Source organism: Blastococcus aggregatus (assembly GCF_900221005.1).
Lineage (GTDB): Bacteria > Actinomycetota > Actinomycetes > Mycobacteriales > Geodermatophilaceae > Blastococcus > Blastococcus aggregatus.
Window position 1 is genome coordinate 382,827 of sequence record NZ_OBQI01000002.1, and the last position, 15,603, is coordinate 398,429.

A 15,603-nucleotide genomic window follows, 5' to 3' on the forward strand; every position below is an offset into this window, starting at 1 on the left:
CCTGCTCAGTCGTCGAACTCGCCGGCCAGCCAGCGGTCGATGATGTTCCGGGCGATCGACACCGCCGGCGGCAGGGCGGACAGCCCGTCGCCGGCCAGGAGCTGGTCGCGGGAGAACCAGTGCGCCTCCTCGATCTCGGTCGGGTCGAGGACCAGCTCGCCGCCCTGCTCCGCCCGGGCGACGAAACCCAGCATGAGCGACTGCGGGAACGGCCACGGCTGGCTGCCCACGTAGCGGACGTCGGTGACCTCCAGCCCGACCTCCTCGGCGACCTCGCGGGCGACCGCGGCCTCGAGGGACTCCCCCGGCTCCACGAACCCGGCGAGGACGGAGTAGCGGCCGGGCGGCCAGATCGCCTGGCGGCCCAGGACGACGTTCCCGGCCCCGTCGTGGACCAGCATGATCACCGCGGGGTCGGTGCGCGGGAAGATGTCGGTGCCGGTGGTGGGGTCGCGCTGCACCCAGCCGGCCCGCTCGATGGTGGTGGGTGCGCCGGTCAGGGGGCTGAACCGGTTCCGCTCGTGCCACTCGAGGATGCCGATGGCCTGCACCAGCAGGCCGGCGTCGAGGTCGCCGAGCACGGTGCCCAGGTCGCGCAGGTGGGCCCAGGAGTCGACCGGCTGCCCGTTCACGGTGAGCGAGCGCTCTCCCCTGACCGCGGCGTACGGGACGCCGTCGGCCTCGCCGAGGAAGACCGCGCCGAGCGGCAGCGCCGGCTGCTCGTCCCACACCAGCTGCGGCCCGTCGGACGCCTCGCGCACGGGCACCGTGCGCTGGATGTCCACGGTCAGGACGAGGACGGGCCGGCCGCCGGTCGGGTCGGGCAGCGCGCGGGCCAGGTGGGCCCGGTCGTGCGCCACGCGGGACAGCACGGGGACCGAGCCGGACGACGGGGTCGCGCCGTCCGGCCAGGCCGACGAGGGGCGCCGCATGCGGTCCGGGTCCCCGGGAGGCGGAACGGTCACGACTCGACGTCCCGTCGGACGGTGACCGGCCCCAGCGCGGCCAGCTGGGCCTCGGCCACCCCGGCGTCGCCGACGACGACGCCGGTGAGCGCGCCGGGGGCGAGGTAGCGGCGCGAGACGTCCTGCACCTGCTCGACGGTCACCGCCTCGAGCGCCTTCTGGTGCGCGGCCAGCCAGCCGACCGGCAGGCCCGCACCGACCAGCGCCGACAGGGTGCTCGCCAGGCCGGCATGGGTGGCTGTCGACAGCGCCATGCTGCCCAGGACGTACCGGCGGGCGGCGTCGAGCTCTGCCTCGGTCACCGGGGTCAGCGCCATCCGACCCAGCTCGTAGACGGTCTCCATCAGCGCCGGGCCGGAGACCTCGGTGGCGACGTCGGCCTCGACGAGGACGGAGGAGGCGGCGGCCAGGTGCTCCACGGAGCTGCGCGGGCTGTAGCTGTAGCCCCGCCGCTCCCGGATGTTCTCGACCAGCCGGGAGGAGAAGTAGCCACCGAACACCATCGCCGCCAGCCGCACGGCGGGCAGGTCCGGGTCGGTGCGGCCCGGCGCCGGGCCGCCCAGCCGGATGTTGGACTGCACGGCACCGGGCCGGTCGACGAGGTCGAGCACCGGGGCGTGCAGCGAGGTCGCGCGGGCCGACTCGGTGGCCCGCTCCGTGCCGGTCCAGCCGGCCAGCGCCTCGGCGACGGCGCCGGTGGCGTCCGCGGGGTCGAGGTCGCCCACGAGCACGAGCGTGCTGCCGGCGGGCAGCACCCGGCCGTGGTGCAGCGCGCGGAGGTCGGCACCGGTGACCGCCGAGACCAGCGCCGGGTCGGGCAGCGCGATGGCGTACGGGTGCCCGGCGTATCGGCGGGCACCCAGGGCCGCGCGGGCGATGACGGCGGGCTGCGACCGGGCGATCGTGATCCGCTCGGCCAGCCGGTCCCGCTCGCCCTCGACGCCGTCGGCCGGGTAGGTGGCGGAGGTGAGCAGCTCGGCGAGCACGCCGAGGACCGGCCGCAGGCCGCCGGGCAGCAGCGTGGTGCCGAACAGCAGGCGGTCGCTGTCGGCGGACACGGACATCTCCGCGCCGTGGCCCTGCAGCAGCTGCGCGAGACCCGCCTGGTCGTGCGAGGCCGTCCCGAGCAGCACCGCGCCGGAGAGGACGGAAGCCTCGGCGGTGTGCCCCTCGGCGGCGCCGGCGTCCGCCGGGGCGAACGGCACCCGCAGGCGGAGCTCGATCAGCGGGACGCCCGGACGCGGCACGACGACCAGCTTCAGGCCGTTGTCCAGGGTGGTCTCGGTGGCGGCCGGGACCGGCTGCGGCCGGGGCTCGCCGAGCGGCGGGATGAGGGACAGGTCCAGGGTCGCGGTCACTGCCGTCCTCCCGCCGGGCGCAGCTCGAGCACGGCGACGGTGCCGGGATCCAGCCCGCGGGCCGCGGCCTGCACCTGCTCGGGGGTGACGGCGGCCAGCCGCGCGGCCAGCTCACCGGCCAGCTCGGCCCGACCGTGGACCAGCTCGGCGGCGGCGAAGGCCAGCGTGCGGCCGAGCACGGAGTCGGCCTGCCGGAGCAGCTGCGCCTCGGTGCGGGCCTGCACCCGCCGCAACTCGTCGGCCGGGACGCCGTCGGAGGCGATCCGCGCGATCTCCTCGTGCACCGCGGCGGTGACCCGCTCGACCGGCACGCCGGCCGGGTGGTGCACCTGGGTGGTGAACAACGTGGCGTCCCGGACGTCGAAGGGGTCGCCGAACAGGCCGACGTAGCTGCTCTGCGCGATGGCGGTGCGGTCGTCGTGGATCAGCCGGCGCTCCAGCCGCGAGGCGTCGCCCTCGCTGAGCAGCTCGGCCAGCAGGACGGTGCCGAGGTACTCGTCGAACCGGGCGACCGGGTCGGGCACCCGCCAGCCCAGCGCCACGGCCGGCGCGGTGGCCAGCCGGTCCTCGACGACGACGGAGCGCACCGACGTCGGCATCGGCTCACCGGTGCGCGGGGTGGGCGGCACGTCGCGGGTGGCGACCGGGCCGAACCAGCGCTGCACCAGCCGCTCGGTCTCGGCGACGTCGAGATCCCCGCCGATGCAGAGGACGGCGTTGCCCGGTGCGTAGTACGTGGAGAAGAAGTCGGCGGCGTCGTCGACGGTGGAGGACTCCAGGTCGACGAACGAGCCGTAGCCGTCGTGGGTGTTCGCGAAGCTCTCGAACGCGACCTGAGGCAGCTGCAGCCAGGGGAAGGCGCCGTAGGGCCGGTTCAGCACGTTGACCCGGATCTCCTCCTTCACCACGTCGATCTGGTTGCGGAGGTTCTCCTCGGTGATGGCCGGGGCGGCCATGCGGTCGGCCTCGAGGAACAGCGCGCGCTCGAGCGCCTCGGCGGGCAGCGCCTCGAAGTAGTTCGTGTAGTCCTGGTGCGTCGAGCCGTTGAAGGTGCCACCGGCGGCCTGCACCAGGCGGGCGTGCTCCATCTTCGGGACGTGCGCCGAACCCTGGAACATCAGGTGCTCGAAGAGGTGGGCGAACCCGGTGCGGCCCTCGGGCTCGTTGCGCATGCCGACGTCGTAGAAGACGCTCACCGCGACGACGGGCACGCTGCGGTCCGGCGCCAGCACGACGCGCAGCCCGTTGTCCAGCGTGAACCGCTCGACCGGATGCCTGAGGATCAGTTCGGTTCCGGCTGCTGTCACGCTCTCGACAGTAATCGCGGGCGCCCCCGGACCGCCCGTGCGGTGGGCGTCGCCGCCGTCCTCCTCCACCGTGGAGCGTCCTCCCTCACGGTCTGCGCTGAGGTAGGACGCTCGACGATCAGGTCACCTGATCGTCGAGCGGCTCCTACAGCACCTCGACCGCGGCGATGAGGCGGTCGATGACGCCGTAGAGCTCGGCGTGGGTGTTGGGGATCGAGATGTAGAGCAGCGCCGGGGCGGGGCGGCCGACGTCGATGAGCAGCAGCGCGGCCCGCTCCCCCGAGGCGTCGTACCCCTCGACGTCCCAGGCGAGCTGGAACTCGAGGACGTGCGCGGCGCGCCCGTCGACGGTGGTCGCCTCGTCGCGGAGGATCCGGCGCTCGTTGGGCTGCGGGTAGTAGTTGCCGCGGACGCTGTCGGCGAGGGCGGCGACCGTGGTGGCCTGCGTGCCCGGCCCGGACCAGCCGTAGCCCTCGGCGACCGGTCCCGACGTCACCTGGGCGATGAACTGCCCGACCGGGGTGTCCTCCTGGGTCGTGAAGTACTGGCCCGCGACCGCCGTGGTCTCGGGCATGGCGGCGAGGCCGTACTCGAGCCAGCCGGTGCCGAGGTAGGGGTAGGCGATCCCCGCCTCCTCGTCGACGATCCGCACCGTGCCCGGCGCGAAGGAGGGCCCCGACGGCGACTGGCCGGTCGAGGGCAGCGGGTCGCGCCCCGCGACGGCGTCGTCCTCTCCCCCGGTCCCGACGACGAGCGCCAGCACCACCGCGAGCACGAGGCCCACGACGCCGGCGGCCACCCACGCCGCCCGGCGCGGACGCCTCGGCGCCGGCCCGGGAGCCGGCGTCCAGGGGGCCTGGACGGCGGTGCGCTGCGGCGCCGAGGGCGAGCTCTGGACGGCGACGCCCGGGCCGGCCGGGGTGGCGACGTCCGACCACGCCGACCCGCTCCACCAGCGGACCATGCCCGGCGTGCCATCGGGGTCGGCGTACCAGCCCGGCGGCGGGGTCGGCTGGCCGGAGGAGGTCACGTTCCAACCCTAGGCGGCGCGCGTACCGTGCCGTCGACGATTCGAGGAGGACGCCGTGGACGTCGCGCTCGTCGTCGACCGGCTGCGGGCGGCCGGCTGCGTCTTCGCCGAGGACGAGGCGGAGCTGCTGGTCGCCGAGGCCGGTCCGCCCGGCCGGCTCGAGGAGCTGGTGCGCCGCCGGGTGGCCGGGGAGCCGCTGGAGCACCTGGTCGGCTGGGTTGCCTTCGACGGCCTGCGGATCGCCGTCGGGCCGGGCGTGTTCGTGCCGCGCCGGCGCACCGAGCTGCTGGTGCGCGAGGCAGCCGCACTGGTCCGGCCGGGCGCCGTCGTCGTCGACCTGTGCTGCGGATCGGGTGCGGTCGGCGCGGCACTGCTCGCCCGGCACCCGGGCATCGACCTGCACGCCGCCGACGTCGATCCGGTCGCGGTGCGCTGCGCCCGGGGCAACCTGCCGGCTGTCCCGGTGCACGAGGGCGACCTGTTCGCCGCCCTCCCCGCGGGCCTGCGGGGGCGGGTGGACGTGCTGGCCGCCAACCTGCCCTACGTGCCCACCCTCGCGCTGGCCCTGATGCCGCCGGAGGCGCGGGACCACGAGCCGCGGACCGCCCTCGACGGCGGGGACGACGGGCTCGCCGTCGCCCGGCGCGTCGTCGGCGGCGCCGCGGAGTGGCTGGCTCCCGGAGGCTCGCTGCTGTTCGAGGCGGGCGAGGCGCAGCTCCCCGCGGCGGTCGCCGCCCTGACCGCCGCCGGGCTGCGGCCGCGGGTGGTGAACGACGACGAGCGGGGGGCGACCGTCGTGGTCGGGGGCCGCGGGGTCGAGACTGGGCGGGTGGACGACGACGCGCCGATCTGCTCGGCCAAGGGCTGCCGGGCGCTGGCCGGCTACGCGCTGGTCTGGAACAACCCGAAGGTGCACACGCCCGACCGGGAGAAGGTCTGGCTGGCCTGCGCGGAGCACCGCGAGCAGCTGTCGCACCACCTGGCGAGCCGGTCGTTCCTCCGCCGGGTGGATCCGCTGACCCCGGAGGGCTAGCGGCTGACCCCGGAGGGCTGCCGCCGAAGGCCGGCCAGCTCCCGCCACAGGTGGGCGGCGGCCTCGGCGCACCGGTGCACCATCGACAGGAGCACCCGCTCGTTCGGCGAGTGGATCCGGTCGGTGGGCAGCCCCGCGCCGAGGAACAGCAGCGGTGCGCCGAGCGCCTCGACCAGGTCGGCCTCCGGGCCGCTGCCGCCCTCGCGGGTGAACAGCACGTCCGCGGGGTCGGTGTCGAACGCCTGCCCGATCGCGCTCAGGAGCGCGCCCATCGCCGGGGAGTCCAGATCGCTGGCGCAGGGCGCGACGCCGCCCGGCGGGGTGTGCACCTCGGCCACGATGCCGTCGGGGACGTTCGCCTCGACCCAGGCACGCAGCTGCGGCCCGACGTCCTCCGGGCGCTGGTCGGAGACCAGCCGGAAGGTGACCTTGGCGTGCGCCTCGGCCGGGATGATCGTCTTGTGGCCGGGGCCGGTGTACCCGCCCCACATGCCGTTGACCTCGGCGGTCGGCCGCGCGCCGGTGCGCTCCAGGGTGCTGTAGCCGGCCTCCCCGTAGGTGGCGCGGGAGGCGGCGGGGCCGGCCAGCCACGCCTGCTCGTCGAACGGCACCCGGCTCATCAGCGCGCGCTCGCGGTCGGACAGCGGGCGGACCTTGTCGTAGAAGCCGGGCAGGGTGACCCGCCCGTGCTCGTCGTGCAGCTTCGCCAGCAGCTCGGCGAGCGCGTGCAGCGGATTGGGGACCGCACCGCCGAAGGAGCCGGAGTGCAGGTCGACCGCCGGGCCGCGCAGGGTGATCTCGGCGTCGGCCAGGCCGCGCATGGCGGTGACCGCGCTCGGCACGTCGGGGGCGGCCATGCCGGTGTCGGACACGACGACGACGTCGCAGCCCAGCCGGTCGCGGCGCTCCTGCAGCAGCGCCGCGAAGTGCGGGGACCCGGACTCCTCCTCGCCCTCGATCAACAGCTTCACGGTGACCGCCGGAGTGTCCCGGCCGGTCGCGGCGAGGTGCGCCCGGATGCCGAGCAGGTGGAAGGCGACGTTGCCCTTGTCGTCGATCGCGCCGCGGGCGTGCAGCTCGGGCCCGTCCTCGCCCTCGACCACGGTGGGCTCGAACGGCGGGTGCACCCACAGCTCGGGCGGGTCGACCGGCTGCACGTCGTGGTGGCCGTAGACCAGCGCGACCGGTGCCCCGGCGTCGGCGCTGGGCCACTCCGCGAAGACGGCCGGCGCCCCGGCGGTGGGCCAGATCTCGACCGTCGGGAAGCCGGTGCGGCGCAGCGCGTCGGCCAGCCACTCGGCGCTGGCAGCGACGTCGGGGGCGTGCGCCGGGTCGGCCGAGATCGACGGGATGCGCAGCCAGGCGCCCAGATCGGCGTGCAGGTCGTCGAGGTGGGCGGAGACGAAGGCGCGTTCCGGACTGCTGGTCACGGCATCCGACCGTAGTGCCGTGCGCGGCATCACCGGCTCCCGGCTAGCGTCCGGGGCATGGCCGGAGAACTGCTGCGCACCGATGTCGGCGACCTGACCTTCGACGTGCGCGTCGACGGTCCCGAGGACGGGCGGCCGGTGCTCCTGCTGCACGGCTTCCCGGAGACGTCGGCGTGCTGGGCCGCGGTGACCCCGCTGCTCACCCAGGCCGGGCTGCGCACCTACGCGCCCGACCAGCTCGGCTACTCCCCCGGCGCCCGCCCGGCCGACGTCGACGCCTACTCGATGCAGAACCTGGCGCAGGTGACCGCGGACCTGATGACCGCGCTGGAGATCCCGGTCGCCGACGTCGTCGGCCACGACTGGGGCGCCAACGTCGCGTGGACGCTGGCCGCCTGGCACGCCGATCGCGTGCGGTCGCTGACCGCGGTGTCGGTGCCGCACCCGGCCGCCTACACCGCCGCCTTCCGCGTGGACCCGGAGCAGAAGGAACGCTCGGCCTACATCCGGCTGTTCTGGCAGGAGGGCAAGGCCGAGGAGGTCCTGCTGGCCGACGGCGCCCGCCGGCTGCGCGGCATGTACGACGTCGAGAACAGCGGCATCTCCGCCGAGACGGTCGACGAGTACGTGAGCGCGCTGTCCGCGCCGGGAGCGCTCACCGCCGCACTCAACTGGTACCGCGCGATGAGCTCGGGCGTCCGACTGGACGAGGTGCAGGTGCCGACCACCTACGTGTGGAGCGACCGCGACGTCGCCATCGGCGCCACCGCCGCCGACGCCTGCGCGGGGTTCGTCACCGGCGACTACCGGATGGTGACGCTCCCCGGCGTCACGCACTGGATCCCGGAGCAGGCACCCGAGCAGCTCGCCGCGGCGATCCTGGACCGGATCGCCGCCAGCTGACCGGTCAGAGGGTCACTGTCCCGGGCCGGTCACCGGGTTGTGACCGGCTCAGGTGCCGGCCCCGGTGACCAGGTCCAGCAGCGCCTGCTCCCCGAGCAGGTCGACCGGGCGGACGGTGAGCCCGGCGGCGACGTGGTGGAACCCGGCGCTCACCTGCTCCACCGGGACGCCGGTGAGCCGCGACCAGCCCAGCCGGTAGGCGGCGAGCTGGACGCCGGCCGCGGCGAGCTCCGCGCCGGTCGGCGTCGGGCCGGTCTTCCAGTCGATGACCTCGTAGCCGCCGTCCTCGCGCCGGAACACCGCGTCGATCCGCCCGCGCAGCGTGAGCGGCCCCAGCGGCGTCTCGAAGGGCACCTCGACCTCGACGGGCTGGCGGTCGGCCCACTCGCCGGCCAGGAACGCCTCCTGCAGCTGGGCCAGCGTGGCGTCGGGGGCGGCGAACTCGTCCCCGGAGCCGGGCAGCTCGTCGAGGTCGACCAGCCGCGCGGCGCCGAAACGCTCCTCCAGCCAGGTGTGGAACGCGGTTCCCCGCCGGGCCTGGGGTGCCGGCGCAGCGGGCATCGGCCGGCGCAGCCGGCGGGCCAGCTCGCCGGGGTCGCGGCGCAGCGTCACCAGGGCGGACACCGACAGGTGCGAGGGCAACGGGACGTCGACGGTCGACCCGGCGTGCCGGGCGCGCTCGCGGAGCAGCAGGTCGGCGTCGCGCACCCAGGAGGCCACCAGCGGGTCGTCGTCGCCGAGGGACAGCTCCGGGTCCAGCGGGTGCGGAGCCGCGGCCTCCACCAGCTCGGCGGCCGCGCTGAGCGCGCGGCGCCGGCGGGCCGACAGCGGGTCGGTGGGCCAGCTCCCGATCGGCCACTCCTCCAGCGCCGGGTTGGTGGCGCCGTCGGGGGGCGCGGGCGCCCAGTGCACGACCTCACCCGCGCCTGCCTCGCAGGCCTCCTTCGCGGTGTGCAGCAGCACCGACGGGCCGCAGGGGTTGACGCCGTCGCGCCACCAGCTGCCCGAGCACAGCAGCAGGTGCCGGGCGCGGGTCACCGCGACGTACCCCAGCCGGATCTCCTCGTCCCGGCCGAAGTCCTTCCAGTCCTGCACGTACTGCTCGAGCGCGTCCCGCACGGCGGCCTGGTCGCCGGAGCCGGGCACCGGGAGCACGAGCTCCGGCAGCTCGGCGCGGTCGGTGAGCCGCAGGTCGGCCGGGACCGCGCCCGGGTCCTTGATCCAGGAGTCGCTGGCGTTGCTCCGCGAGGGGAACTGGTCGACGGTCATCCCCGGCACGGCGACCACGTCCCACTCCAGGCCCTTGGCGGAGTGGCCGGTGAGCAGCTGCACCGCCTCGGGGTTGACCGCCACCTCGCCGGGCTCCAGGCCGCGCTCGCGCTCCTCGGCGTCCCGCAGGTAACCGAGGAACGCCGGCAGCGAGGGCAGGTCGGCGAGCTCGGTGAACTCCGCCGCGACGGAGTGCAGCGCGTCCAGGTGGGCGCGCGCACCGGCCGGGCTGGCCTCGGGCGCGCTGGCCAGCTCGGTCTCCAGGCCCAGCGTGCGGGCGACCTCGTCGACCAGGTCGGGCAGCGACTCCCCCAGCCGGTTGCGCAGGTGCGCGAGCTCGGCGCCCAGGCGGCGCAGCCGGCGGTGCCCGTCGGGTGAGTAGTCGCCCGCCTCGCCGAGGTCGTCCAGCGCCTCCACGATCGAGCCGCGCTCGACCGGCGCCTCGACGACCGGCCCGGCGCCCTCGCCGTCCGCCGGCGCCGGGCGCCGGGCGTGCACGAGTGCCCGGGCCCGTGCCTCCAGGGCGGCGAGGTCCCGCGGCCCGATCCGCCAGCGGGCACCGGTGAGCAGCCGGCCGAGCGCGTCGCCCGCCGTCGGGTCGACCAGCACGGTCAGGGTGGCCACCACGTCGGACACCTCGGGCACCTCGAGCAGCCCGCCGAGGCCCACGACCTCCACCGGCAGGCCGCGCTCGCGCAGTGCTGCAGCGATGCCGGGCAGCTGCTTGCGGGTACGCGCCAGCACGGCCACGGTGGGGTGCGCGCCGTCGGGGCGGGCGACGAGCGGGTCCTCGTTCCGCCAGCAGGCGGCCAGCCGGTCCGCGAGCGCCACGGTCTCGTCGGCGATCGTGTCGTAGAGGCCGACGGTGACCGCCCCCCGGCCGGCCGTCGGCGCCGGTGCCAGGTCGGGCAGGGACTGCTTGGGCGGCGGGAGCATCCCGGAGACCGCGTTGGCGACCGCGAGGACGGTCTCGTCGTTGCGCCAGCTCGTGGCCAGGGTGAGCCGCTGGGCCCGCAACGGTCCGCGCCCGGGGAAGGTGCGGTCGAAGCGCTCGATCGTGCCGGCCGAGGCCCCGCGCCACCCGTAGATCGACTGCCGGGGATCACCGACGGCGAGCACCGGGTGCCCGGTGCTCCCCCCGAACAGCGCCTCCAGCATGCGGAGCTGCCCGACGCTGGTGTCCTGGTACTCGTCGAGCAGCACGATCTTCCAGCGCGCCCGCTCGCGGCGACCCACCTCGGGCGCGGCGACGGCGATGCGCGCGGCGTGGGCCACCTGGTCGGCGTAGTCGATCGAGCCCATCGCCCGCTTGCGCGCCTCGAACGCCTCCACCAGCGGCAGCAGCGCGACCCGGGCCCGCTGCCGGGCGAGCATCTCGTTCACCGCAGCGTAGGGCCCGCGCTTCTTGGGGGCGTCGGCGTAGCCGGCGATCTGCGCCTCGAGCCGCGCCGTCCAGCTGCGCAGCCGTTCAGGAGTCACGTCGTGCTCGCCCATCTCGCCCGCCAGCGCCAGCACGTCCTCGACCGTGGTGAGCGGGGTGAGCGGGACGTCGCTCATGTCGCCGGTCCAGGCCGAGACGACGGTGGCTGCCTGGCCCCAGCACATCGCGGGGCCGAGCACGCCGGCGCCGGGCTCGACGCCGATCCGCAGCCCGTGCTCGGCGACCAGCGCGGCGGCGTAGCCGTGGTAGGTCGCGACGGTCGGCTGGGCGATGGCGAGGCGGTCGCGCAGCCCGGGCTCGGTGTCGGGGTGCCGCGCCAGCGCCCCGAGCCGCAGGTGCACCCGCTCGTTGAGCTCGCTGGCGGCCTTCCGGGTGAAGGTCAGCCCGAGGATCTCCTCGGGCTCGACCACACGGTTGGCGACCAGCCACGAGACCCGTGCGGCCATCGTCTCGGTCTTGCCGGAGCCCGCGCCGGCGACGACCACGAGCGGCCGGTCGGCGGGCGCCTCGACCACGCGGGCCTGCTCCGCCGACGGCGCGTACGACAGGCCGCAGCGGGCCGCGACCTCCGCCGGGGTGAGGATCCGGCGCGGCTCGACCGGGTCGGGAGCGGCGTCGCCCAGGAGGTCGTCGAAGGAGAGCTGGCTCATCCGGTCACCTGCCGGCCGCGCTCGTGCATGGGGCAGCTGCGTCGCGCCGGGCAGCGCGCGCAGTGGCTGCCGGTGCGCACCTCGAACGTCGCCGCCCCCATGCCCTCGCCCATCTCCGTGATCAGCTCGCCCGCCCACGTGGTCTCCACCGGCACGTCGGCCGGGAGCGGCGGCTGGTGCTGCTCCTTGGCCTTCGCCCCGCTGCCGACCTGCAGCAGCGCCGCACCGCCGGGCACCGCGCCGTGCTCGCCGAAGCCCCCGGCCGCCACGGCCACCTGGTAGGCGGCCAGCTGCCCGTGCTCCTCGGTGTTCTTGGCGACGGTCTTGCCGGTCTTGAGGTCGACGACCACGAGCCGCCCGTCGGCGTCCCGCTCGAGCCGGTCGACCTGGCCGCGCAGCCGGGCCCGGCCGACGAGCACGTCGAAGTTCTCCTCCACGCCGACCAGCTCGCGGTCGTTGGCGGCGTGCCACCGCAGGAACCGGGCCAGCATGTCCTGTGCCGACTGGCGCTGGCGCTGGTCGGCCCAGCCGGGACCGAGGTCGAGCTGGTCGAGCTCGCCGTCGAGCGCGGCGGGCGCCTCGGCGGGCGGCAGCCCCTCGGCGACCTGCTGGGCGATCGCGTGAACCGCGGTGCCCACCGTCCGGGTCGAGTCGGGCGAAGCCTCGGCCCCCACGGCGCCGAGCACCCAGCGCAGGGGGCAGCGCTGGAAGGTCTCGATGTGGGAGGGGCGGACGCGCACGTCGGCCTCCTCGGGGACCAGCGGGGCGTCGTCCGACAGCGGGGCCAGGCCCCACCAGTGCCGGGGCGAGGCGCCGGGCACGCCCTCGTCGGCGAGCCGGCGCAGCACCGACGCGGCCGCGGACCGTCGGGTGGCAGCGGTGGCCGGGTCGGTGACCGCGCGGCGCAGCTCGGCGACCAGCGCCGGCAGCGTCAGGGAGCGGGGCAGCTCGGTGAGCGCCCGTCCGTCCTCCGGCGCCGGCTCCACCAGGTCGAGGAAGCGCGAGGCGGTGGCCCCGGCGTCGGCGCCGTCCAGGGCGCCCTGCACCGCGGTGACCAGCAGCCGGCTGCGGGCGCGGGTGACCGCGACGTAGAACAGCCGCCGCTCCTCGGCCAGCGCCAGCGCACGCCGGTCGACCGACGCCCCGTCGATACCGGCGGCCCGCTCCACGAGCACCTCGGCGCCCAGCAGCGAGGAGCGCTCGCTCAGGTTGGGCCACACGCCTTCCTGCACCCCGGCGATGCAGACCAGGTCCCACTCCAGGCCCTTGGAGGCGTGCGCGGTCAGCAGCCGCACCGTCTCCCCCGCCGCGGCGCGGGCGGCGCCGGTGTCGCTGGGCAGCTCCTGCGCGGAGAGGTGGGCGAGGAAGGCACGGACGTCGGCCTTCGGCAGCCGGTCGACGAAGCCCGCCGCGGCGTCGAACAGCGCGACGACGGCATCGAGGTCGCGGTCGGCGACCGCTCCGGGCGGCCCGCCGGCGGCGCTCGCGCGGGCCCACTTCGCGGCCAGCCCGCTGGCCTGCCACATCGCCCACAGCACGTCCTCGGCGGTGCCGTCCTGGGCCAGCGCGAACCGGCCGGCGCCGAGCACCGCCGAGACGCGCAGCGCCGGGCGGGCGACGTGGTCGGGCAGCGCCTCCAGCAGCGCGTCGTCCTCCAGCGCCATCGCCAGCGGGGCGCCGCGCTCGGCGGCGTCGACGCCCCGGCGGGCCAGCTCGATCCGGACGGCGCGGCGCAGCCGGCGCAGGTCGAGCACGGTGGCGCCGCCGAGGGGCGAGGCCAGCAGCGCCTCGGCCGCCGGCTCGTCCAGCCCGGTCGGGACGCCGTCCGCGGGTTCGGTGCCGGGCCGGGGCAGCAGCGCCCGGAGCGCGCCGAGGAGCGGGGCGACCGCCGGCTGCCCGGCCAGCGGCAGGTCGTCGGAGGACACCCCGATCGGCACGCCCGCGGACGCGAGGGACCGGCGCAGCGGACCGAGCGCCGCGGCGGTGCGCACGATCACGGCCATCTGCGACCAGGGCACGCCGTCGAGCAGGTGGGCGCGGCGCAGCCGGTCGGCGAGGTAGACGGCCTCGATCGCGGCGGAGCCGAAGACGTGCACCTCGGCGGCGCCCGGGTCCGGGGACTCCCCCGCCGCCAGGCGACGATGCTCCCACGGGCCGGGCAGCCCGTCGGCGACCTGCCGGCTGATCCGCAGCAGCTCCGCGCCGGACCGGCGGGACACCCCCAGCGACACCCGGCCGGCCGGCCGCCCGTCGGTGTGCAGGAAGCGGTCGGGGAACTCGCTGATGCCCCGCGGCTCGGCGCCGCGGAAGGCGTAGATCGACTGGTCGGGGTCGCCGACCGCGACCAGGTTGCCGCCGCGGCCGGCGAGCAGCGCGAGCAGCTCGACCTGCGCCGGATCGGTGTCCTGGTACTCGTCGACGAACAGCCAGCGGGCGCGCTCGCGCTCCTGCCGGAGCAGCTCGGCATCGCCGTCCAGCTCGAAGATGGCCTGCCGCACCAGCTCGGCGGGGTCGAACCCGGACGCGTCCCCCCGCCCGAAGGTCGAGAAGGCGGTGACCGCCTCGTACTGCTCCTGGAAGGCGGCAGCGTGCACCCAGTGCTCGCGGCCGGTCTCCCGCCCCCACGCCGCCAGCTGATCGGGGGCGACGCCGCGCTCGACCGCCCGCAGCAGCAGCTCGCGGAGCTCGGTGCGGAAGCCCTCGGTGCCCAGCGCGGGCGCCAGGTCCGCCGGCCAGCGGACCGCGCCCTCCTCGTCGACGTCGCCGCGCAGCAGCTCGGCGATGACGGCGTCCTGCTCGGCCGAGGTGAGCAGCCGGGGCGGCACGTCGCCGCGCAGCAGGGCCGCCCGGCGCAGCACGCCGTAGGCGTAGGAGTGGAACGTGCGGGCCAGCGGCTCGCGGATCGTCTGCCCGACGCGGGTGGTGATCCGCGTGCGCAGCTCGGCGGCGGCCTTGCGGCTGAACGTCAGGACCAGGATCTGCTCGGGATCGACGCCGGCCTCGATCCGCGTCGCCACCGCCTCGACGATCGTGGTGGTCTTGCCCGTGCCCGGCCCGGCAAGCACCAGCAGCGGCCCCGCCGGATGGTCGACGACGGCCTGCTGCGTCGGGTCGAGCGACGGCGGCGCGACGCGCGGCCGCTCCCCCTGCACGAGCCGGTAGACCGGCGCTCCCCCCTGTGCCACCTCTCGATGGAAGCACGCCGCACCGACAGTTCCGGTGCGGACGGGACGGGCGGGGGGCGCCCGTCCCGGCTCAGGCGAGCGCGGCCTCGCGGAGCGCGGCCTCGACCATCAGGCCCGCCGCGGTGGTCAGCCAGCCGGCGACCTGCAGGAGCGGCCAGGGGCCCTCGTCGTCCAGGGACGCCGTGGCCGCGACGAGCCCGGCCTGGGCCACCGCTCGGCATGCGATCGCGTTCATGGGCCGGAAGTCGGCAGATCCGGGCCGGAGCTGTAGCGGTGACCTCCCGCCGGTCACTCCTCGGCCAGCCGCCAGGGCTGGACGGCGATCGCCTCGGCGTCGGCGCGCGCGAGCGTGCCGACCGCGACCAGCCGGTCCAGCACGTGCGCCTGGCGAGCCTTCGCCAGCTCCGGGTGCACCAGCGGGTCGTAGGCGCTGGGCGCCTGCACGAGGCCGACGAGCACCGTCGCCTGCGCCCAGTCCAGCTCGTCCGGTGCGAGCCCGAAGTAGCCGCGCGCCGCGGCTCCCACGCCGTAGAAGCCGTGCCCGAAGTAGGCGGCGTCGAGGTACATCCGCAGGATGTCGAGGTTGCTCCACCCGCGGTCGATCTTGACCGCCAGGACGACGGCCCGCGCCTTGGCCAGCGGATCGGTGGCGCCGTCCTCGTACAGGATCCGGGCCAGTTGCTGGTGCAGCGTGGAACCGCCGCGGTCGCGCCCGCTGACCAAGCCCAGCGGCGCCCGCAGCGCGCCCCGCCAGTCGATGCCGATGTGATCGGCGAAGTGGCTGTCCTCGGTGGCCAGCAGTGCGGCGGCTATCCGCGGGGGCACCTCGGCTGCCACCGGCGTCCCGGCGAAGGCGGCCAGCCGCGCGTCCACCCGCGCCCGGGCGTCGCCCACTCCGGGGGTGGCCGACCAGGCGGCGCCCAGCGCGACCGCGACCACCACGACCAGGGTCACGACCAGCCGGCGGCCGCGCCGCACCCAGCGGACGGGACGGGCGGAGGGAGCACTGCGCTGCGAGCTCAGGTTCTGCAC

At 76.2% G+C, this 15,603-nt stretch carries 11 protein-coding genes; 2 read left to right on the forward strand and 9 right to left on the reverse strand.

Annotated features, from left to right (window positions below; translation table 11 throughout):
• Positions 1-5 precede the first annotated feature (5 nt).
• From nudC to CRP29_RS07585, 4 genes are all read right to left on the reverse strand, one after another.
• Positions 6-965 carry an NAD(+) diphosphatase gene (gene nudC / locus CRP29_RS07570; protein ID WP_245852608.1) on the reverse strand — a complete coding sequence of 320 codons (960 nt, stop codon included), beginning with the start codon at positions 963-965 and terminating at the stop codon, positions 6-8.
• Entirely contained in the window at positions 962-2,323 is a 1,362-nt protein-coding gene (locus tag CRP29_RS07575) for a M16 family metallopeptidase (RefSeq protein ID WP_097194438.1), read from the reverse strand. The genes nudC and CRP29_RS07575 overlap by 4 nt, the downstream gene beginning before the upstream one ends.
• The gene (locus CRP29_RS07580) at positions 2,320-3,630 is read right to left on the reverse strand and encodes a M16 family metallopeptidase (RefSeq protein ID WP_097194868.1); all 1,311 of its coding nucleotides are present in this window, start codon (positions 3,628-3,630) and stop codon (positions 2,320-2,322) included. The genes CRP29_RS07575 and CRP29_RS07580 overlap by 4 nt, the downstream gene beginning before the upstream one ends.
• 145 nt (positions 3,631-3,775) lie before the next feature.
• On the reverse strand, positions 3,776-4,660 hold the full coding sequence (locus CRP29_RS07585; RefSeq protein ID WP_245852610.1) for a DUF2510 domain-containing protein: 885 nt from the start codon (positions 4,658-4,660) through the stop codon (positions 3,776-3,778).
• A 55-nt stretch (positions 4,661-4,715) separates the two neighbouring features.
• Here CRP29_RS07585 and CRP29_RS07590 point away from each other — a divergent pair, with 55 nt between their 5' ends.
• Positions 4,716-5,693 carry a putative protein N(5)-glutamine methyltransferase gene (locus tag CRP29_RS07590; protein ID WP_097194439.1) on the forward strand — a complete coding sequence of 326 codons (978 nt, stop codon included), beginning with the start codon at positions 4,716-4,718 and terminating at the stop codon, positions 5,691-5,693.
• Here the strand turns inward: CRP29_RS07590 and CRP29_RS07595 are convergent.
• Complete coding sequence (locus CRP29_RS07595) at positions 5,690-7,123, reverse strand: M20/M25/M40 family metallo-hydrolase (RefSeq protein ID WP_245852612.1); 1,434 nt, start codon at positions 7,121-7,123, stop codon at positions 5,690-5,692. The genes CRP29_RS07590 and CRP29_RS07595 overlap by 4 nt on opposite strands.
• Before the next feature lie 57 nt (positions 7,124-7,180).
• Between CRP29_RS07595 and CRP29_RS07600 the strand changes: the two genes are divergently transcribed.
• Positions 7,181-8,026, forward strand: coding sequence for an alpha/beta fold hydrolase (locus tag CRP29_RS07600; RefSeq protein WP_097194441.1), 846 nt, complete (start codon positions 7,181-7,183; stop codon positions 8,024-8,026).
• 48 nt (positions 8,027-8,074) lie between these two features.
• On the opposite strand, the gene CRP29_RS07605 is transcribed toward CRP29_RS07600, so the two are convergent.
• From CRP29_RS07605 to CRP29_RS07615, 4 genes are all read right to left on the reverse strand, one after another.
• On the reverse strand, positions 8,075-11,386 hold the full coding sequence (locus tag CRP29_RS07605; protein ID WP_097194442.1) for an ATP-dependent helicase: 3,312 nt from the start codon (positions 11,384-11,386) through the stop codon (positions 8,075-8,077).
• Positions 11,383-14,571, reverse strand: a complete 3,189-nt coding sequence (locus CRP29_RS07610) for an ATP-dependent helicase (RefSeq protein ID WP_245852615.1) — start codon at positions 14,569-14,571, stop codon at positions 11,383-11,385. Before CRP29_RS07610 ends, CRP29_RS07605 begins: the two co-directional genes overlap by 4 nt.
• 70 nt (positions 14,572-14,641) lie before the next feature.
• Positions 14,642-14,806, reverse strand: a complete 165-nt coding sequence (locus tag CRP29_RS22655; protein WP_176522875.1) for a hypothetical protein — start codon at positions 14,804-14,806, stop codon at positions 14,642-14,644.
• Positions 14,807-14,859: 53 nt separating this feature from the next.
• Complete coding sequence (locus CRP29_RS07615) at positions 14,860-15,603, reverse strand: biosynthetic peptidoglycan transglycosylase (protein ID WP_141437084.1); 744 nt, start codon at positions 15,601-15,603, stop codon at positions 14,860-14,862.